Here is a 21,277-nt window from a genome sequence, read left to right on the forward strand (position 1 = left end):
TACAAGAAAGTGGTGGAACAGAGTGAATTTTGTATCAGAATTAGCAAAAATAAAAAACGGCACGATTGCCCATGTTTACATTGTATTAGGAACAGAATCCTATTTAGCAAGCGTAGCTAGAAAAACATTGTTGGATTCATTACTTAGCGCAGAAGAACTGGAATTAAACTACGGTGCTTACGATATGGAAGAAGTTTCGATTGGAACAGCCTTAGAGGATGCAGAATCGATTCCGTTTTTTGGCGATCGTCGTCTCGTTTTTGTAGACAGACCTGTCTTCTTAACAGGTGATAAAACAAAATTAAAGACAGAACATGATGTAAAATGGTTAGAAAGTTACTTAACTCATCCTTCTGAATCAACGACACTTGTATTCTTTGCCCCGTATGAAAAATTGGATGAACGCAAAAAAATAACTAAATTACTAAAAAAAACAGCTACTATAATAGAGGTAAATGCATTATCAGAAAAAGATATGCGAAAATACATCAAGGATACTATAATAAATGAAGAATACCGTTATTCACCAGAAGCGTTTGAATTATTTATTCAATTAACAGATGCGAAATTATCTGTAGCAATGGGAGAATTGCCGAAACTTTTCATTTATGCTCAAGATACTAAATTTATTACACTAGATGCAGTTCAAGAATTAGTGGCTAAGTCATTAGAACAAAATATTTTTGCGCTGAATGAATACGTTTTGAAAAAAGACGTAGGACAAGCCCTTAATTTATACCAAGATTTATTATTACAAAAAGAGGATCCTATTAAAATAAATGCGATTATGACCTCTCAATTTAGATTGCTTATCCAAGTCAAAATTTTAGAAAAAAAAGGGTATCAGCAAGGAGACATTGCCAAACAATTAAAAACGCACCCCTATCGTGTGAAATTAGCTATTCAACAAATGAGAAAAATTGAGGAGCATTCATTAATCGAAGCGTACAATGGATTGATTGATGCTGAGTATAGACTGAAGACAGGAAAAGGCGATAAAGAAATGCAATTTGAATTATTCGTTCTGCAGTATGCGCAAAAAAAGACAGTGAATAGAGATCAATCCAAGCGTTTAAGATAATCAAGCTATCAAGTAAAAAAACTTTACACATTTTTATTGCATTGAAGCTTGTCTTTATGTATAATTGAATTTGTTGAAACAACTAGAATAGACTATTTTAAGTTGTAAATAATTGAAAGTGGGGTGAATCAAATGCCAAACATCGAAGCTGCAATCAAACGTGTCCGTACTTCTGAAAAATCAGCTGTACAAAACAACGTTCAAAAAAGTTCAATGCGTACTGCTATTAAAAAATATGTTCAATCTATTGAAGCAGGTAACGAAAATTCTGAACAATTACTTAAAGAAGCAATCAAAGCAATTGACATGGCTGCATCTAAAGGATTGATTCATAAAAATAAAGCTAACCGTGACAAATCTCGTTTAACTGCTAAATTAGCTAAATAAGAGGTCATTGTTATAAAGTGTAAGTAAAAAAGCCTCAAGTCTTGAGTATTCAAGATTTGAGGCTTTTTTATTTTTTGAATACTAGTGAAGTTTTATCAAATTAGTTGTAAGAACACACGTTCAGTGCTAGAATAATAAAATAGAATTGAAAAGGTGTGTCTTGAATTAGACAGGCTTCTTTTTATACTGAATAGAAGTGCGAGGAGGTACTTGAAATGCCAAAAGACCAATTTGAACTGGTTTCTAAATACCAGCCTAGTGGTGATCAGCCGGATGCCATAAAAAAATTAATAAAAGGTATCGAAGCTGGAGAGAAAGAACAAACCTTATTAGGTGCCACAGGAACCGGAAAAACATTTACGGTCTCAAATGTTATTAAGGAAGTAAATAAGCCAACTTTAGTTATTGCACACAATAAAACTTTAGCAGGTCAATTATATGGAGAGTTTAAAGAATTTTTTCCTGATAACGCTGTAGAGTATTTTGTCAGCTATTATGACTACTATCAACCAGAAGCATATGTTCCTTCAAGTGATACCTTTATTGAAAAAGAATCAAGCGTTAACGATGAGATAGATAAACTGCGTCATTCCGCAACGAGCGCGTTGTTAGAACGGAGAGATGTCATTGTAGTAGCTTCAGTTTCATGTATCTATGGACTAGTTAACCCTGAGGATTATCGAGATCACGTTCTGTCTTTACGCGTAGGTGCTGAAATGAATCGTGATGAGATGTTACGTCGTTTAGTCGACATGCAGTTTGAACGTAACGATATTGACTTTCAACGCGGACGCTTTCGTGTTAGAGGAGATGTCGTGGAAATTTTCTTAGCATCACGTGACAGTGAAGCAATACGTGTAGAGTTCTTTGGAGATGAAATTGATCGTATTAGAGAAGTAGACGTCTTAACAGGTGAAATCAAGGCCAATGTCCAACATGTCCCTATTTTTCCGGCCACTCACTTTGTAGCGAACGATGAACAAACAAGATCTGCTATAAAAAATATCCAAGAAGAACTAGAAGAACGATTAAAAGTTTTACGAGCGGAAGATAAATTAATTGAGGCTCAACGGTTAGAACAGCGAACAAACTATGATTTGGAAATGTTGTTGGAAATGGGGTATTGTTCAGGAATTGAAAATTACTCTAGACACATGGATGGACGTAAACCTGGTGAAGCACCTTATACACTAATTGATTTCTTCCCAGATGATTTTCTGATTGTGATAGATGAGTCTCATATCACGATGTCCCAAATTAGAGGGATGTATAATGGCGATAGAGCTAGAAAAGAACAATTGATTGAGTATGGTTTCAGATTGCCGAGTGCTTTGGATAACCGTCCGCTTCGCCTGGAAGAATTCGAAAACCACGTAAATCAAATTATGTACATTTCGGCAACGCCAGGACCTTATGAATTGGAACGCGCTCCAGAAGTTATTGAACAAATCATTCGTCCTACAGGATTATTAGATCCAATTATTGAAGTGCGTCCAATCAAAGGTCAAATTGATGATTTGATTGGCGAAATAAATGAACGAACTGAAAAAAATGAGCGAGTATTTATTACTACATTAACTAAAAAGATGTCAGAAGATCTAACGGATTATTTGAAAGAGGTTGGAATCAAAGTTGCCTACTTGCATAGTGAGATAAAAACATTAGAACGAACCGAGATCATTCGAAATCTGCGTTTAGGTGTATACGACGTATTGATCGGAATCAACTTGCTACGTGAAGGTATCGATGTCCCAGAAGTATCGTTAGTTATTATTTTAGATGCAGATAAAGAAGGCTTCTTAAGAAGTGAACGTTCTCTTGTACAGACGATTGGTAGGGCTGCACGTAATGAAAACGGGAAAGTTATTATGTATGCGGACCGTATCACAGACTCTATGAGAGCCGCTATATCAGAGACTGAGAGGCGTCGTGAAACCCAAGAAGAATACAATGAAAAACATGGCATTACGCCTAAAACAATTATCAAAGATATTCGTGATTTGATCTCGATTACTTCAGTAGTAGAAGGTGACGATGAGGGAGCATCTGGATTAGAAAATATTGCTAAGATGACGAGAGAGCAGCGTCTAGAGCTGATTGATGGTATGGAAGTTGAAATGAAGGTGGCAGCAAAAGAATTAAACTTCGAAAAAGCGGCTAATATAAGAGATATGATTTTAGAAATAACGGCACAGTATAAATTAAAATAAAGGTACAGAAGAATGAAACAAATCGATTAAAAATGGAAAAACCGATTAAAAACTTGCAATTTCTTATAGATTCTAGTAAAATTTAATTGTGTACTAAACACATACCTTTTACTTGGTAAAACGAATCACCAACGTCTACTCAGTAAGAGGAAAAATTGAGGAAAGAGGTGCTTAGAAATGTCAATTTCTAAAGAACGCAAAAATGAGATCATCAAAGAATACGCAATCCACGAAGGAGATACAGGTTCTCCCGAAGTACAAGTTGCTGTATTAACAGCTGAAATCAATCATTTAAACGAACACGCACGTGTTCACAAAAAAGACCACCATTCTTACCGTGGGCTTATGAAAAAAATTGGTCACCGTCGTAACTTGCTTGCGTACCTACGCAACAAAGATATTACTCGTTACCGTGAATTGATTCAAAGATTAGGTCTACGTCGTTAATTTTTCGTAGTCTATTTAGAAGCGAGGTTCTAACGAATCTCGCTTCATTTTGTTTGTAAAAGAAAAAAGCTATTTATTTTGTTGTCCATCCTACTATACAAATGTGAGTGTTTAATCAGCTTAAATGCTGACATTTGTTTAGTAGTCTGTTTGGAAAAAACGAATAAAAGCTTTAATAAAAGGAGAAATGCACACAATGACAGAGAAACAAGTTTTTACTAAAGAATGGGCAGGTCGTACACTAGAAGTTGAAGTTGGACAATTAGCAAAACAAGCTAATGGTGCAGCATTGATTCGCTATAACGATACTGTAGTGCTATCTGCAGCAGTAGCTAGTAAAAAAGCGAAAGACGTAGATTTCTTTCCTTTAACAGTAAATTACGATGAAAAAATGTATTCAGTCGGTAAAATACCAGGTGGTTTTATTAAGCGAGAAGCACGCCCAAGTGAAGCGGCTACTTTAACAGCTCGATTAATTGACCGTCCGATTCGTCCGATGTTTGCAGAAGGATTTCGTAATGAAGTTCAAATTACAAATACTGTAATGTCTGTAGATCAAAATTGTTCACCAGCTTTTTCAGCAATGTTTGGTTCTTCTTTATCACTTGCTATTTCAGATATTCCGTTTAACGGACCGATTGCAAGTGTTGATGTAGGCCGTGTAGACGGAGAATACATCATTAATCCAACTCTTGAGCAAGAAGCATTATCAGACATTCATTTAACAGTTGCAGGAACTAAAGATGCAATTAACATGGTTGAAAGTGGAGCTGCTGAAGTTTCAGAAGAAGATATGCTTGGTGCTTTAATGTTTGGTCATAAAGCCATTCAAGAATTAGTGGCTTTCCAAGAAGAAATCGTAGCTGTTATTGGAAAAGAAAAAATGACTATTCAATTGTTGCAAATTGATGCAGATTTAGAAAAAGAAGTGAACGATGCTTTCCAAACTAAAATGATTGCTGCAATTCAAACCGAAGAAAAATTAGCTCGTGAAGAAAATATCGAAGCGGTTAAAGAAGAAGCAATGACTTTTTACGAAGAAAAATATCAAGACAACGATGAAGCTAAACGAATCAATAAAGAAGTAAAACAAATTGTTGAAGACATGGAAAAGAATGAAGTTCGTCGTTTGATTACAGTTGACAAAATTAGACCAGATGGCCGTAAAATTGATGAAATTCGTTCTTTATCTTCAGAAATTGGATTATTGCCAAGAGCACATGGTTCTGGTTTATTCACTCGTGGACAAACTCAAGCATTGTCTATAGCTACTTTAGCACCACTAGGCGAACATCAAATTATTGATGGTTTAGGAATTGAAAACAGCAAACGATTCATCCATCACTACAACTTCCCTCAATACTCAGTTGGAAGTACTGGACCGTCACGTGGACCAGGCCGTCGTGAAATTGGACATGGGGCGTTAGGAGAACGTGCATTAGCACAAGTTATCCCTAGCGAAGAAGATTTTCCATACATGATTCGTTTAGTTGCTGAAGTTTTAGAGTCAAATGGATCTTCATCACAAGCAAGCATTTGTGCAGGTACTCTAGCTTTAATGGATGCAGGTGTTCCAATCAAAGCTCCAGTAGCTGGTATTGCAATGGGACTTGTTAAAGAAGGCGAAAACTATACTGTCTTAACAGATATCCAAGGTTTAGAAGATCATTTAGGCGATATGGACTTTAAAGTGGCGGGTACGAGCAAAGGAATCACTGCTCTTCAAATGGATATTAAAATTGAAGGTATCACACAACAAATTTTAGAAGAAGCATTAACTCAAGCTAAAAAAGCTAGAATGGAAATTCTTGATGAATTAATTTCTACAATTGCTGAGCCACATGAAGAATTAAGTGCATACGCTCCTAAAATTGAAATGATGCAAATCAAACCGGAAAAAATCAAAGTTGTTATTGGCCGTGGTGGTGACCAAATTAATGCTATTATTGATGAAACCGGCGTTAAAATTGATATCGATCAAGAAGGAAATATCAGTATTGCATCTGAAGACGCAGCTATGATTAGACGCGCTAAAGAAATTATTGAAGAATTAACAAAAGATATCGAAGTTGGTAAAATTTATTCAGGAAAAGTAAAACGAATTGAAAAATTTGGAGCTTTTGTTGAAATTGCTAAAGGAAAAGATGGATTAGTTCATATTTCTGAATTAGCTAACGAACGTGTCGCTAAAGTTGAAGATGTTTTGACTTTAGGTGAAGTAATGGACGTTAAAGTTATCGAAATCGATAAACAAGGAAGAATTAACCTTTCTCGCAAAGTGTTGTTAACAACCGAAGAAGCTTAAGAGAATAAACAAAAAAAGAGCCTAATTTTAAAAAAATTGAGCTCTTTTTTTGCTATTCATTTTCATCAATGTTTCTTAGCCATTTTACTAATTGGTTGACTGACTGTTCTTGCTGTTTTTCGGATGAAATGGTGGCAGGGAGATCTCCCTCTTGGTCACCGTAATCGCCAAAACCTGAATGATTGCCCCCTTCAATAGTATAAAATATGGCAGAAGCAGGTAAGTAGTTTTTGCCAAGATGATAGGCCTCTTCATTCACTACACCATCATTAGAACCAATAAGGGAGAGAACTGAAATAGGCAGTTTATCTAACCGACCTTTTTCATCTGGATAACTAGCTAGTAAAAAAACACCTTTTAAGGATTCTGAATAACTTTCATTAGCAAATCGACTAGCCATCACACCACCTAAGGAATGACCCCCTATAACAAATTTTAGAATCTCCTCATCAGTGATAATGGTTTCTGCTTTATCTGCGTCTGTCACGGCAAGATTCAAAGTATGCTTAACAAGGTAAACGGGATATCCTTCTGCAGCGAGTTTTGCCGCAATTGAACTATAACTTTTTTCTTCTACAAGCCCACCTTGATAAAAGAGGACAGAAGTAGATTGTTGTTCATTTATTGGCCTGAAAATAATTGTATCTGAGGATTCTTCAACAGTGTATTGATCAGTAGACTCTGTCTCTTTCAGTGCTTTACTTAAAGGTTGATACGTTTTAGACTGTACAAAAACGAAACTGCCTAATAAAACCAAAATGAAAAAAATAAGACAACCAATTAAAATTTTATAGCTGCGCTTCATAGATGCTCCTTCCCAAATAATTAGTTTATTAAAGTTGAACAGAAAAAGTGTATCATATATTTCGTATTATTCGTTAGATAAATCAAACAAAACAGAGTGAATAATCTACATTTGTATAAATTACTCAAGAATTGTGCTAAAATGTATAATGGGAGTACATGGAGTCATAAGATAAACATTATAAAAAGAAATATGTATTTAGGAGAGATATAAATGAATGGATATACTATTGCAGTCGTAGGAGCAACGGGAGCTGTAGGAACAAAAATGATTCAAATGTTGGAGCAAGCCACTTTTCCAATTAATAAAGTGAAGCTCTTAGCCTCGAAACGATCTGCTGGGAAAAAAGCTTTATTTAATGGAAAAGAAATCGAAATCCAAGAAACAACGGCAGATTCTTTTGAAAATGTTGATATTGCATTATTTAGTGCAGGTGGATCGATTTCAAAACAATTTGCTCCTGAAGCGGTAAAACGTGGTGCAGTTGTCATTGATAATACAAGCGCATACCGGATGGATGCTGAAGTACCTTTAGTCGTTCCGGAAGTAAATGAGGAAGAAATCCGTTCTCATAAGGGAATTATAGCTAACCCGAACTGCTCAACGATTCAAATGATGGTTGCCTTAGAGCCAATTCGCAAACAATACGGATTAGATCGGGTGATTGTGTCAACGTATCAAGCTGTAAGCGGAGCTGGAGTTTCAGCTGTTAAAGAAATGAAAGAACAAGCACAGCATATGCTGAATGGTGAGCCTTATGAAGCAGCTATTTTGCCATCAGGTGGAGATAAAAAACATTTTCCAATTGCTTTCAATGCATTGCCACAAATCGATTTGTTTACGGAAGATGGTTATACATTTGAAGAATTGAAAATGATCAATGAAACTAAAAAAATTATGGGCGATGATCATCTAAAAGTTTCTGCAACATGCGTCCGTATTCCAGTCGTTTCAGGACATTCAGAATCTGTTTATATTGAATTGAAAGACGAGGGAGCTAGCGTAGCTTCTATTCAAGAACTCTTAAAAAATGCACCAGGTGTAGTGCTTCAAGATGATCCGGATAATCAAGTTTATCCAACAGCTTTGGAAGCAGAGGGCAAAAGAGAAACATTTGTTGGAAGAATTCGGAAAGATCGTGACTTAGACAAAGGTTATCATATGTGGATCGTGTCGGATAACTTAATCAAAGGCGCAGCATGGAACTCTGTTCAAATTGCTGAAAGCTTACACAAGTTAAAATTAATTAAAACAAATAATTAAGAATAAGTTGAATATAAAATAGAGGGTGATGGTATTGGATTTAAAAAAAGCACGTATTATAACCGCTATGACTACTCCATTTGATGAAGAAGGATCAATTGATTATGGACGATTAGAAAAGTTAATCAACTTCTTACTTAAAAATGGGACAGAAGGTTTAGTAGTGGGAGGCACTACTGGAGAATCTCCTACATTAGCACATGAGGAAAAATTAGACTTATACCGTAAGACAATTGAATTAGTTGCAGGACGTGTACCAATCATTGCCGGTACGGGGTCATTTAACACTGCTGAGACGATTGCATTTACAAAAGAGGTCGAAACCCTTGCAGGTATAGATGCAGCACTTGTAGTGACGCCATACTACAGTAAGCCTAACCAAGCTGGTCTGTATGCTCATTTTGAAACAGTAGCTAAAAGTACTAAACTCCCGATTATCATATATAACGTTCCTGGACGTACTAGTGTTTCGATTGATCCTAAGACAACCATAAAACTCTCATCGATTGAAAATATTATTGGTGTGAAAGAATGTTTAGGTTTAGATGCTTTAAGCGAAGAAATTCAACAAACACCAGATGACTTTTTAGTTTATACTGGTGAAGATGGTAATGCTTTTCCTGCTAAATGCGTTGGAGCAACGGGCGTGATTTCTGTAGCAAGTCATGTTTTAGGGAATGAGATGTCTGAAATGTACAACTTGTTGCAAGAAGGATCTATGGATGAAGCAGCACAGATTCATCGTCAACTAGTGCCTAAAATGAACAGTTTATTTACTGTTCCTTCTCCAGCACCTGTTAAATTTGCGTTGAACCACTTAGGAATTAATGTCGGTGGATTGAGATTGCCATTAGTACCTTGTACAAAAACAGAAGAAGATTATGTGTTAGCTGAATTAAATTGGAAAAAATAAAAAACGAAATGAAAGTAAAAGAGGTGAAGAAATGAGCACGATAAAAATTATCCCACTAGGGGGTGTGCGTGAAAATGGAAAAAACATGTATGCTGTTGAGGTGGATGAAGACATATTCGTTTTAGATTGCGGGTTAATGTTTCCAGAAACAGAATTATTAGGAATTGATGTAGTCATTCCTGACTTTAGTTATTTAGAAGAAAATAAACACCGTGTTACAGCTGTGTTTCTAACTCATGGTCATGAAGATGCAATTGGAGCACTACCTTATTTTCTTCAAAAATTTGATGTTCCAGTATTTGGAACTGAATTAACCATAGCTTTAGCAAAATTATTTGTTGAAAAAGATAGTCAAGTTAATACATTTGATGATTATCACGTGGTTGATGAAAATACAGAGATTGAATTTGGAGATGTTGTGGCTAGTTTCTTTAGAACAACTCATACTATTCCAGATTCTGTTGGAGTAGCTCTTAAGACAAGTGAAGGAAGTATTGTCTATACAGGTGATTTTAAGTTCGATCAAAGTGCAAAATCAATGTACCAAAGCAATTTATCACGTATTGCAGATATTGGTAAAAGTAAGGTTTTAGCTTTATTGAGTGATTCAAGTGAAGCTGAAAGTTCTGTTGAAAATATAAGCGATCTAAAAATAGCAGAAGAAGTATTGGATACTTTCCAAAATGCTGACGGTCGTATCATTGTTGCCAGCGTAGCTAGTAATATCTTGCGTATCCAACAAGTGTTTGATGCTGCTCACAAATCGCATAAGAAAATTTTCATTACAGGAAGCAATCTTGAAGAAATCGTTCAAATTGCTATGCAGCTGAATAAACTTCAATTACCTAACGAAGATCTAATTGTTCCAATAACAGATATTGAAAAGTACAGTGACCAAGAAATTGTTGTGTTAGAGACGGGTGTTACTGGTGAGCCAATTAAAACGTTAACACGTATGGCAAAAGGAAAACACACTCAGGTAAACATCAAAGAGGGTGATCTAGTCTATATCGTAACAAGCCCATCAACCGCAATGGAAGTAACGGTTGCTCAAGCAGAAAACTTAATTTATCGAGCAGGTGGAACAGTAAAACAAATTTCAGATAATTTGAAAGCTTCTGGCCATGCTACTCCAAATGATTTGAAATTAATGATCAATCTGATTAAACCTACTTACTTTATTCCAGTTCAAGGAGAATATCGTATGCTTTCGGCTCATGCAAAACTTGCACATGAAGTTGGAATGCCGTATAAAAATATTTTTATACCGGGTAAAGGCGATATTATGGAATACAAAAATGAGCGTATGCATGTAGCTGGACAAGTGACAGCAGGAAATACAATGGTCGATGGTATCGGAATTGGTGATATTGGAAATATTGTTTTACGCGACCGTAAATTGTTATCTGAAGATGGTATTTTTGTAGCGGTAGTTACTATTAACCGTAGAAAAAGTAAAATTATTTCAGGTCCTGAAGTCATGACAAGAGGTTTCGTATATGTTAAAGAAAATACAGATCTGATTAATCAAAGTAATGAGATTATTAGAGAAGTAGTTGAAGAGAATTTAAACCGTAAAGAATTTGAATGGAGCCGTTTGAAACAAGAAATCAGAGATGCTTTAAATAAACATCTTTTTGAACAGACACGTAGACGTCCAGTTATTCTACCAATCATCATGGAAACAAGTTCACGCAACCGTAAAAATTAAACAAAAAAAGATCTTATTTCCTTTTTAAAGGAAATAAGAGCTTTTTTTGTAAAAGAAGAGCATTCACTTTAAGTGAATGCTCTTTGATCGAAAGTGATTTCAGACTAGCTTATTTTGATACGCCTTCAGTCCACTCAGTAACACGGTCAGGATTTGCTTCAATCCAAGTTTCAGCCGCATCTTCAGGATCTTCTCCTTCAGAAATATCTAACATAATACTTTCCATTTCTTCAGTTGTCCAATTAAATTGATCTAATACTTGATAAGCTTCAGGCATGTCTTCTTCAAGACCTTCACGAGCCATAGTATTGATTGTTTCTGATTCGCCAAACGAATTTTCAGGATCTTCTAAATATTTTAAGTCATAAGAAGCGAACATCCAGTGCGGAGACCAACCAGTGATAACAATGTCTTCTTCATTTTGAATTGCTTGACCTAATGCAACAGTCATGGCACCAGATGAAGAGGTTTTAAGATCCCACTCACTCAAGTTATCGTAATCTTCTAAAGCTTTCTCTGTTGCAGCAACAACACCCGCACCTGGTTCAATACCGGTAATGCTCATTGCAGCTTCATCTTTAAGATCAGCTATTGAATCAACATCCATATATTCAGGAACCACAAGGCCAACTAATGCGCCTTCTAAGTTTGGTCCTAAATCAACCATTTGATCGCCATATTCTTCAAATTGAGAACCATGAGTAGCTGGTAACCATGCAGCTACCATAGCGTCAGCATCTCCGCTAGCTACGGCTTGCCACATTACAGCGTTATCTAATGGTGTTAGTTTTACATCATACCCTAAGTCTTCCAATACTTTACCAATAACGTTAGTAGAAGCAACTTCAGTATCCCATTCAACATAAGATAGCTCAATTTCTTGTCCTTTACCAACAGTTGCTGATTCATCCTCAGTTGATGACTGTTCTGTTGAACAACCTGCTGCAACTAGTGATAACCCTAAACCAGCTGTAAGTCCTAAATGTTTCCAATTAAGTTTTTTCATATTAAATTTATTTCCCCTTTTTTGTAAACTATTTTTTTAATGATTAATTAATTTATTTTTTATTTAATTTTTGCGTTAAGCGGTCAATAATAATCGCTAAGACAACTAAACCTAAACCAGATACAAAACCTGTTCCGATTTGTGCACGTTGTAGTGAAGAAAGAACTTCTCTACCAAGACCTGGAGCTCCAATCATTGAAGCAATAACTACCATAGATAAAGCCAACATAACAGTTTGGTTGATACCAGCCATAATTGTTGATTTTGCTAAAGGCAATTCTACTTTAAATAATTTTTGAGCACCTGTGCTACCAAATGATTCAGCAGCTTCAACTAATTCGTGTGAAACTTGTCTGATTCCAAGGTTAGTAAAGCGAACAGTAGGTGGGATGGCAAAAATTAAAGAGGCGAATACCCCTGGAACCATACCAATACCAAAGAAAGCAACTGCGGGAATCAAGTAGACAAAGGCAGGCATTGTTTGCATAAAATCAAGAATAGGAGTAATAATGGCATTTGCAATTTTGCTTTTAGCCATTAAAATTCCGAATGGAACACCGATGATAACAGATAATAAACTTGCAACCAGAACCAAAGTCAGAGTGTTCATTAAGTCTTCCCAAAGACCTTGATTATAGGTAAACCAAAGGCCGATTATTGTAAATGTAGCCAATCCAATTTTTTTCTTTGAAGCAATAAAAGCAATCAAAGCAATAATCAAAATAAACAAAATTGGTGGAACAAGTAATAACGTATTTGTCACAAATTCCATAACAATTTCTGAATATTTTTGAATAGGGTCAAACAAAAACGCAAAAGTTTGAGTTACCCAACTTGTAAAGTTTTCTACAGCATCAGCTACTGGCAATTCTGGAATGATATCTAATATACTAGACATTTTCAAGCACCTCACTTTCTCCTGCAAGGGCAGCTATTACAGCGCCTCTGACAATTATACCAACTAACTTACCATCATCTACAACTGCTACGGGAGTAGTTGCATCATGAATAACTGAAAATATATCATTCATAGAAGTTGTTCTAGTAACTGTTGGAATGTCTTTTTTCAGGATGTTTTCAATTGTTGTAACATTATTTTTTCGAGCATCTGAAGCATCTTCTGCTGTGATATAGCCTAAAAGATTACGTTGGCTATCTACAACTAGGATGCTGGATATTCCTTCACTACGCATTTGTTCAAGCGCAAAACGCGGACCATGATTTTTTATATTCAATGTTTCAGGACGTTGCATGATGTTCTCAGCTGTTAATACTTTAGAACGATCAACGTCTTCAACAAATTTTTCAACATAGTCATTAGCCGGGTTAGTTAGTATTTCTTCAGGAGAACCAATCTGTACAATTGATCCATCTTTCATCAAAGCAATTTTATCACCAATTCGTAAAGCTTCATTTAAATCATGAGTTATAAAAATTATTGTCTTTTTCACTTTAGACTGAAGTTCGATTAATTCATCTTGCATTTCACGACGAATCAATGGATCTAGTGCTGAGAAAGCTTCATCCATTAATAAGATTTCAGGATCATTCGCTAAAGCACGTGCTAATCCTACTCGTTGTTGCATTCCGCCAGATAGTTGATTAGGGTATTGATCTTTGTATTCTCCTAAACCTGCATTATCTAGAGCTTTTTGAGCTTTTTGTTGTCTTTCAGCTTTATCAACACCTTGGATTTCTAGACCATATTCTGTATTTTCTAAAATTGTCCGGTGAGGAAAGAGACCAAAGTTTTGGAAAACCATACTCAATTTCTCTCTTCTGACTTGGCGTAGAGCTTTTTTATCCATTTTAGAGAGATTTTCATCATCTATATAGATATCTCCTTTTGTAGGATCGATTAAACGATTAAACATTCGAACAAGAGTTGATTTTCCACTACCAGATAATCCCATAATAACGAAAATTTCACCTTCTTCAACAGTGAAACTAACATTATTAACTCCAACAGTGGCCCCCGTTTCTTTTAAAATTTCTTGCTTAGATTTTTGTTCTTTCAACATTTCTAAGGCTTGTGTTGTTTTTTTACCAAAAACCTTCGATACATTTTCAACAGTTATTTTTGACAAAATAACATCTCCTTTTCCTTTTTAGGTATGAATTCCAAACTAGTAAATCAAAATTGATGTAAAAGAGAATCCAAACATAAATTGACTAGCAAACTACTGTCCATAGTAGTTTTATCTAAAACCCTTTTACGAAAAAACAACGACAACTATTCATAAAAAAAATAGTTCTAAATGGAACACAATTATCAGTGTAACATGAATGAAAACAAATGAAAAATCAAATCATTTTCAATAATAAGCTTTAATACCTTCGTTTTGCCTTCATAACAGACCTTAGAGCATGAATAAAAAAAAGAAAAAATTTTTTTTGAACCATTTTTTTGCTTATTTTTTGAAAAGAATCTGATAAAAGTTAATTTTACGTCGGATATATAACTTGTGGTTTTTAAGTGGGATTGATAAACTGATTTTAAGTACTTTAATGGCTCAATTGAGGTGAACGATGGATGTTAACGGAATTGCAAAAAAAGATAATAAATGAGACAGAAGAATATGTCTACCAACTTTTAAAAGATGATGCTAGCGGTCATGATTGGTGGCACATTCAACGTGTACAAAACTTAACTATAAGTATAGCTCAGAAGGAAGAAGGAAATATTGATCTTTTTATTTGTGAAATGGCAGCTCTCTTACATGACGTAGCAGACGGCAAATTAAATAAGACAGAAGCTGAGGGGGAGAAAAAGGTTAGAGTATGGCTATCTAGATATTTCCTAAGTGAACAAGAAATTGAACAGATAATGGAAATTATTCTTCATATGTCTTATAAGGGTGGAACAAATAAAGTGGTATTATCTTCTATAGAAGGACAAATTGTTCAGGATGCAGATCGATTGGATGCAATAGGGGCAATTGGAATTGCACGAACAATGGTCTACTCGGGTTCAAAAAATCGGTTAATTCATGATCCAGCAAAAGAACCACGAAATCAGCTTACAATCGAAGACTATCGTTCGGGAGAAGATACAGCAATTATGCATTTTTATGAAAAATTGTTGAAATTAAAAGACAAGATGAATACAAGTATTGGAAAAGAAATGGCTGAAAAAAGGCACGCTTATATGGAAAATTACTTAGAAGAATTTTACGCTGAATGGGATGGAGAAAAATAGGTCTTTCCTTAAAAATTCGATGGGATTTGAAATGAAAAGTGTAGGAGGTTTATTATGGATGATATGAGGGGTATAATTTTAAGAGAAGCAACGGTAGGCGATATCCTTATAATAGAAAACTATACAATAGAAGAAACACCCTATACAGTGAAACCTATGGATGCTATGACAGAAAGTCTACATGAAAGTGAAAAACACCCAATTTTAGTGTTAGATGAGGATATAATGGTGGGTTTTTTTATCCTTCAAACTGGAGACACTATTTTAAATTATTGTTCAAATCTTCATGCGATTTTATTAAAAGCCCATTCAGTTGATAAGCATTATTTAAAACAAGGATACGGAAAAGCTTCAATAGAAAAATTACCCAGCTTTATTAATGAACATTTCCCTTCTATTACTGAAATTATCTTATTGATTGATCACGATAACATTAGTGGACAAATGATGTATATAAAATCTGGATTTGAAAATACAAAAAATAAAGTTAAAGAGTTGGGTGGCTATAAATTTATTTACTCAAAAAAACTCACAAATGAAAAAAAATAGAATTAGGGGAAAAGGCAATATAAAAGGTTCATTGACAACTCCTAACAAACATCGTAAAATAGAGAATGTAAGAAAAATTAAATGAACAACCATCACAAAGGGGTGCTGTAAGAAGCTGAGATTGAATCAAATGATTCTAACCCTTGGAACCTGTTCGTTAGTACGAGCGTAGGGATTGTGACGGGGACGAAATGTTATTTATTTATAATGATAATTCGAGCTCCTCCTTTGATGTGTGGCACTGTTCAACACATTAAGGAGGAATTTTTTTTGAGAAATGAACGATTACGAGTTTGGATAGAAGGAACAATATTTGCGGCTTTAGCAATTGTATTGTCTTTGGTTCCAACAAATATTGGAACAGGCTTTACCGTTTCATTAGGGATGATACCGATGACCTTGTTTGCTTTTAGACGTGGATTTGTAGCAGCGACTGCAGCGGGTTTTCTTTGGGGGGTCCTGCATTTTTTGATAGGAAATGCTAGTATTTTGCATCCGTTACAGGGTTTTATAGAATATTTTGTTGCTTTTGCATTTGTTGGTTTTGCAGGTATAGTTAGGAAACCTTTACAACTTGCATTTAGAGAAAACAATCAATTTAAACAATATCAATTTATTTTAATCGGAACGATTATGGGAACAGTTGCCCGTTTCTTTTGGCACTTTGTTGCCGGTTATTATTTTTGGGGCAGCTATGCGCCAGAAGGTATGAATCCCATTTGGTACTCTTTTATTGCGAATGGTGGGAGTGCTTTAGCAACGGGAATAGTTACTAGTGTAGTACTATTCATCATGGCCAAAACGACGCCAACCTTGTTTTTACCAAAAAAATAAGGATTGATTCAATTAAGTAAGATTATAGTATAGTGAGATTGGATAATTACTCCAGTCTCTTTTTTTGACAATTCTTTCTTTTTTACAGCTAGTTTCTAGTAGCTAAAAGAAAAGGGAAGTAGTAAGATTAGACAATAACGAGCTGGAGAGGAATAATTGAATGAACATTATAATATACATAATTTTTGGGCTCTACTTTCTAAATGTTTTGCTTTCTATCATCACGGTATTTCGTGAAAAACGTGATATTGCAGCTACTTGGGCTTGGTTGCTTGTACTTATTCTTTTACCAGGTATAGGTTTTATTTTTTATTTATTTATTGGGAAAAAATTGACCCGCGAAAAAATATTTGATATTAATTCGCAAGAAAATATAGGGATGCCAGAGCTTGTACAAGCTCAGAAAGAAATGCTGGCTGAGGATGAAGATTTATTATCTGAAAAACAAGCATCTGAAAATGCCAAAGAAATGGCTAGTTTGTTTTTAGAAAGTGATGAATCCATTTTAACAAAAGGAAATAAAGTTGAGTTATTTACTGATGGGGCAAAAAAATTTGATTCCTTGATTGAAGATCTTTCTAAAGCGGAACATCACATTCATATGATTTATTATATTATTCATAATGATAAAATTGGAAAACGAGTTCTTAAAGCATTAGAAGAACGTGCAGCTGCAGGAGTAGAAGTTCTAGTCATCTATGATGCGTTAGGATCTAGATCTTTAAGACCTAATTTTTTTAAAACCTTAAAAAAATTAGGTGGAAAAGCTGAACCATTTTTTGGATCTAAGCTACCAATTATTAATCTACGTTTTAACTATCGAAATCATCGTAAAATTGTAGTAATCGACGGAAAAATTGGTTATACCGGTGGTTTCAATGTAGGCGACGAATATTTAGGTGAATATAAGAAATTTGGCTACTGGAGAGATACCCACTTAAAAATTCAAGGAAATGCAGTGCTAGCTCTACAAACTCGCTTTTTGATGGACTGGAATGCAGCTGTTTCAAATCATAAATTGGAATACGAAGAAAATTACTTTCCTTTAATTGACAAAAAAGGACACGCTAATATCCAAGTTGTATCTAGCGGACCTGATTCAGATTTAGAACAAATAAAAAAAGGCTATATCAAGATGATCAGTATGGCTAAAGAGTCAGTTTTCATACAAACACCGTATTTTGTTCCAGATGATTCAGTATTAGAATCTATCCAAATTGCCGTTATGTCTGGAATTAACGTAAAAATTATGATACCGAATAAACCAGATCACCCTTTTATTTATCGTGCAACAATGTATTATGCAGAAGCGATGGTGGATGCTGGAGCAGAAGTATATATTTATGATAATGGGTTTCTGCATGCAAAAACAGTTGTTGTTGATGGAGATATTTGTTCAATTGGTACAGCCAATTTTGATATTCGAAGTTTTAAATTAAATTTTGAGGTAAATGTTTTTATCTACGATGATAAGATTGCAAAGCAACAAGAACACTTTTTCTACGAAGATATGAAAAAAAGTTATCTGTTAACTAAAGAAATGCTAGACAATCAATCTAAATGGTTAAAATTCAAGCAAATCTTTTCAAGGCTATTCTCTCCAATATTATAAACAATGAATGAACAAGGTTGAAACAAAAATCATTTGTTTCAACCTTGTTTATTTTATTAGAGAATTTTAATTAGAAAGCATCAAATTTGATAAGGAGTGGCTTCTTTGAGATAATAAGAGAGTGTATGGTCAAAAAACGAAATTATATAAGAGGTGAATGTAGTGATAGAATTTAAAAATGTTTCCAAAGTCTACAAAGGTGGGAAAAAAGCTGTTGACAATATTAACCTCACATTTAATGATGGAGAGTTTATTGTCTTTATTGGTACGAGTGGAAGTGGGAAAACAACTTCTATGCGTATGGTCAATCGCATGATTGAACCAACTTCAGGCCAGATTTTAATTAATGGTGAAGATATTATGAAGAAAGATCCTGTTCAGCTAAGACGTAAAATTGGCTATGTTATCCAACAAATTGGCTTAATGCCACATATGACCATTTATGACAATATCGTAATGGTACCTAAATTATTAAAATGGTCTGAAGATAAGCAACGAGAATCTGCAGAACGTTTGTTGGAGAAAGTCGATTTACCAAAAGAATTTTTGTCACGTTACCCTGCTGAGCTTTCCGGAGGACAACAACAAAGGATTGGAGTTATTCGTGCATTAGCTGCTGATCAAGATGTGATATTGATGGATGAACCATTTGGAGCATTAGACCCTATTACTAGAGATGCTTTACAAGAATTAGTTAAAGAGTTACAAGTGGAAATGGGGAAAACATTTATTTTTGTTACTCATGATATGGATGAAGCGTTAAAATTAGCTGATCGCATTGTCATTATGCAAAATGGGCGTGTAGTGCAGTTTGATACGCCAGATAATATATTAGCAGAACCAGCTAATCAATTTGTTGAAGATTTTATTGGTGAAGACCGCTTGATTCAAGCTAGACCCAATATTCAAACGGTAGATCAAGTCATGATAAAAAATCCAATTTCAGTAACGCCTGGAAAATCTATTTCTGAAGCTATCCGTTTAATGAGAGACAAACGTGTGGATTCGTTATTTGTTACAGATGATTCAGGTGTGTTAAAAGGGTATGTAGATATCGAGAAAATTGACCGTAACCGCAAGCGTGCTACAAGTGTTGGCGATATTATGATCGATAAAGTTTATTTTGTTCGAGAAGGTACACTTTTAAGAGACACCGTTCAAAGAATTTTAAAACGCGGTTTTAAAAATATTCCAGTTGTGGACAATAAAGGTCGTTTAATTGGTCTAGTTACTCGTGCATCGTTAGTAGATGTGGTTTACGATACAATATGGGGTGAAGAGCAAGAAGAAGAGCTGACAACCAGCAGTGTTTTTGAAACAACCATTCCTAAAGAAAACAATGAATAGAGGAGGAAAAGACAATGGCTGAATTTTTTGCAGCAAACGGCTCTGATTTACTCCTAAAGACATGGGAACATTTTTATATTTCTGCAATTGCATTGGCATTAGGTGTTAGTGTAGCTGTCCCTTTGGGAGTTTTATTAACGCGATTTGAGAAGAGTGCTAAGTTTATTATTGGTTTAGCTACTATTTTACAAACAGTTCCTTCATTAGCATTACTGGCTCTAATGATTCCCTTATTTGGAATTGGTAAGGTTCCTGCAATTGTAGCGTTATTCATCTATTCTTTATTGCCTATTTTGAGAAATACTTATATAGGAATGAATGGAGTAGATGTTAACTTAAGAGATGCAGGAAAAGGAATGGGAATGACAAACATTCAACTCATTCGTAATGTGGAGTTGCCTCAAGCAGCACCGGTTATTATGGCTGGAATTCGTTTGTCCGGTGTTTATGTTATCTCATGGGCTGCTTTAGCTTCATACATTGGAGCAGGTGGGTTAGGTGATTTTATCTTTAACGGATTAACTCTTTATATTCCTAGTTTAATTATTGGCGGAACTATACCTGTAACTATTCTTGCATTATTGACAGATTATGCACTAGGAAAATTAGAAAAAAAAGTAACGCCTAGAGTTGTGCAAGGTATTGAATAGGAGGGCTTCAACTATGAAGAAGATTCAAAAAATTGCTGCCCTTTTTTTAGCAGCAATACTATTAAGCAGTTGTTCATTGCCTGGACTAGGCAGCGGATTTAATGAAGAAGGTATCACCATCACAGGTGGTTCAACCACAGAACAACAGATTATGGGTTATATTGTTGAAGGTATGGTTGAGCATTACATTGATATAGACGCTCAAATTGTTAATAATCTAGGTTCCTCTTCCCTAAATCATCAAGCTCTAATTGGTGAAGATGCGAATGTATCTGCAATAAAATATACTGGAACTTCGTTAACTGGTGAGTTAGGACAAGATCCAATTACGGATCCTGAAATAGCGCTGGAATTAGTTGTAGAGGGATTTGCGGCTGAGTTTGATCAAAAATGGTTTCCGACATACGGATTTGCTAATACCTATGCCTTTATGGTGACACAAGAACTGGCAGATCAATATGATTTAGTTACGATTAGTGATTTGGAAGACATTGCTGGTGAACTTGATGCTGGAGTAGATACCTCTTGGATCCAACGTGAAGGAGATGGCTATGATGCGTTTCTAGAGACTTATGGTTTTGATTTTAACCGTGTCTATCCAATGCAAATTGGTCTAGTTTATAATGCCTTACAAGCTGGTGAAATGGATGTTGTACTAGGTTATTCAACAGATGGTCGTATTAAGAGTTATGACTTAGTGGTGTTGGAAGATGACAAACGACTATTCCCGCCATATGATGCAAGTCCGGTTGCAACTTTTGAAGTTTTAGAAGCGTACCCTGAATTAAATGAAGTATTAACGAAGTTGAAAAATACAATATCGGATGAAAAAATGCAAGAATTAAACTATATTTCAGATAACAATTTAATCGAACCTAAGGTTGTAGCGGACGATTTTTTGAAAGAAAATAATTATTTTGAATCGGTTGAAGTAAATGAAGAAGGAGGCGAACAATAA

The 21,277-nt window shown here is 35.1% G+C and carries 17 protein-coding genes, 1 pseudogene and 1 riboswitch; of the genes and pseudogenes, 15 read left to right on the forward strand and 3 right to left on the reverse strand.

Annotated features, from left to right (window positions below; all coding sequences use genetic code 11):
* Positions 1 to 22 precede the first annotated feature (22 nt).
* The 5 genes from holA (at position 23) to pnp (ending at position 6,430) form a co-directional block, all read left to right on the forward strand.
* A complete protein-coding gene (holA, locus tag ACKI3H_RS00965; RefSeq protein ID WP_407370444.1) occupies positions 23 to 1,081 on the forward strand; it encodes a DNA polymerase III subunit delta in 1,059 nt (352 codons plus the stop codon).
* 132 nt (positions 1,082 to 1,213) lie between these two features.
* Positions 1,214 to 1,468 carry a 30S ribosomal protein S20 gene (rpsT, locus tag ACKI3H_RS00970; RefSeq protein ID WP_350450214.1) on the forward strand — a complete coding sequence of 85 codons (255 nt, stop codon included), beginning with the start codon at positions 1,214 to 1,216 and terminating at the stop codon, positions 1,466 to 1,468.
* A 215-nt stretch (positions 1,469 to 1,683) separates the two neighbouring features.
* A complete protein-coding gene (gene uvrB, locus ACKI3H_RS00975) occupies positions 1,684 to 3,678 on the forward strand; it encodes an excinuclease ABC subunit UvrB (RefSeq protein ID WP_407370445.1) in 1,995 nt (664 codons plus the stop codon).
* A 177-nt stretch (positions 3,679 to 3,855) separates the two neighbouring features.
* Positions 3,856 to 4,125, forward strand: a complete 270-nt coding sequence (rpsO, locus tag ACKI3H_RS00980) for a 30S ribosomal protein S15 (RefSeq protein WP_013710576.1) — start codon at positions 3,856 to 3,858, stop codon at positions 4,123 to 4,125.
* A gap of 196 nt (positions 4,126 to 4,321) precedes the next feature.
* Positions 4,322 to 6,430, forward strand: coding sequence for a polyribonucleotide nucleotidyltransferase (gene pnp, locus ACKI3H_RS00985; protein WP_407370446.1), 2,109 nt, complete (start codon positions 4,322 to 4,324; stop codon positions 6,428 to 6,430).
* A gap of 52 nt (positions 6,431 to 6,482) precedes the next feature.
* Here the strand turns inward: pnp and ACKI3H_RS00990 are convergent, their stop codons facing one another.
* Complete coding sequence (locus tag ACKI3H_RS00990; protein ID WP_407370447.1) at positions 6,483 to 7,235, reverse strand: alpha/beta hydrolase; 753 nt, start codon at positions 7,233 to 7,235, stop codon at positions 6,483 to 6,485.
* 213 nt (positions 7,236 to 7,448) lie between these two features.
* On the opposite strand from ACKI3H_RS00990, the gene ACKI3H_RS00995 reads away from it, so the two are divergent.
* The 3 genes from ACKI3H_RS00995 to ACKI3H_RS01005 are packed head-to-tail and all read left to right on the forward strand — an operon-like array spanning position 7,449 to position 11,122.
* Positions 7,449 to 8,498, forward strand: a complete 1,050-nt coding sequence (locus tag ACKI3H_RS00995; RefSeq protein ID WP_407370448.1) for an aspartate-semialdehyde dehydrogenase — start codon at positions 7,449 to 7,451, stop codon at positions 8,496 to 8,498.
* Positions 8,499 to 8,532: 34 nt separating this feature from the next.
* Positions 8,533 to 9,411, forward strand: a complete 879-nt coding sequence (dapA, locus tag ACKI3H_RS01000) for a 4-hydroxy-tetrahydrodipicolinate synthase (RefSeq protein WP_407370449.1) — start codon at positions 8,533 to 8,535, stop codon at positions 9,409 to 9,411.
* Between the two features lie 31 nt (positions 9,412 to 9,442).
* Positions 9,443 to 11,122: a ribonuclease J gene (locus ACKI3H_RS01005; RefSeq protein WP_407370450.1), complete on the forward strand. Its 1,680-nt coding sequence runs from the start codon at positions 9,443 to 9,445 to the stop codon at positions 11,120 to 11,122.
* A gap of 109 nt (positions 11,123 to 11,231) precedes the next feature.
* On the opposite strand, the pseudogene ACKI3H_RS01010 reads toward ACKI3H_RS01005, so the two are convergent.
* Positions 11,232 to 13,026 (reverse strand): annotated as a pseudogene (locus ACKI3H_RS01010) (ABC transporter permease/substrate binding protein).
* Positions 13,019 to 14,215: a glycine betaine/L-proline ABC transporter ATP-binding protein gene (locus tag ACKI3H_RS01015; protein WP_407370451.1), complete on the reverse strand. Its 1,197-nt coding sequence runs from the start codon at positions 14,213 to 14,215 to the stop codon at positions 13,019 to 13,021. The pseudogene ACKI3H_RS01010 and the gene ACKI3H_RS01015 overlap by 8 nt, the downstream one beginning before the upstream one ends.
* A gap of 446 nt (positions 14,216 to 14,661) precedes the next feature.
* Here ACKI3H_RS01015 and ACKI3H_RS01020 point away from each other — a divergent pair, with 446 nt between their 5' ends.
* The 7 genes from ACKI3H_RS01020 (at position 14,662) to ACKI3H_RS01050 (ending at position 21,277) form a co-directional block, all read left to right on the forward strand.
* Positions 14,662 to 15,327 carry an HD domain-containing protein gene (locus ACKI3H_RS01020; protein WP_407370452.1) on the forward strand — a complete coding sequence of 222 codons (666 nt, stop codon included), beginning with the start codon at positions 14,662 to 14,664 and terminating at the stop codon, positions 15,325 to 15,327.
* 54 nt (positions 15,328 to 15,381) lie between these two features.
* Positions 15,382 to 15,876 carry a GNAT family N-acetyltransferase gene (locus tag ACKI3H_RS01025; protein WP_407370453.1) on the forward strand — a complete coding sequence of 165 codons (495 nt, stop codon included), beginning with the start codon at positions 15,382 to 15,384 and terminating at the stop codon, positions 15,874 to 15,876.
* A gap of 88 nt (positions 15,877 to 15,964) precedes the next feature.
* A riboswitch (TPP riboswitch) is annotated at positions 15,965 to 16,068 on the forward strand.
* A 78-nt stretch (positions 16,069 to 16,146) separates the two neighbouring features.
* The gene (thiT, locus tag ACKI3H_RS01030; RefSeq protein ID WP_407370454.1) at positions 16,147 to 16,710 is read left to right on the forward strand and encodes an energy-coupled thiamine transporter ThiT; all 564 of its coding nucleotides are present in this window, start codon (positions 16,147 to 16,149) and stop codon (positions 16,708 to 16,710) included.
* 160 nt (positions 16,711 to 16,870) lie between these two features.
* Complete coding sequence (cls, locus tag ACKI3H_RS01035) at positions 16,871 to 18,322, forward strand: cardiolipin synthase (protein WP_407370455.1); 1,452 nt, start codon at positions 16,871 to 16,873, stop codon at positions 18,320 to 18,322.
* Between the two features lie 162 nt (positions 18,323 to 18,484).
* A complete protein-coding gene (locus tag ACKI3H_RS01040; protein WP_407370456.1) occupies positions 18,485 to 19,669 on the forward strand; it encodes a betaine/proline/choline family ABC transporter ATP-binding protein in 1,185 nt (394 codons plus the stop codon).
* A gap of 14 nt (positions 19,670 to 19,683) precedes the next feature.
* The gene (locus ACKI3H_RS01045) at positions 19,684 to 20,319 is read left to right on the forward strand and encodes an ABC transporter permease (RefSeq protein ID WP_407370457.1); all 636 of its coding nucleotides are present in this window, start codon (positions 19,684 to 19,686) and stop codon (positions 20,317 to 20,319) included.
* A 13-nt stretch (positions 20,320 to 20,332) separates the two neighbouring features.
* Complete coding sequence (locus ACKI3H_RS01050; RefSeq protein ID WP_407370458.1) at positions 20,333 to 21,277, forward strand: osmoprotectant ABC transporter substrate-binding protein; 945 nt, start codon at positions 20,333 to 20,335, stop codon at positions 21,275 to 21,277.

This window comes from Carnobacterium sp., assembly GCF_045617425.1.
GTDB lineage: Bacteria > Bacillota > Bacilli > Lactobacillales > Carnobacteriaceae > Carnobacterium_B.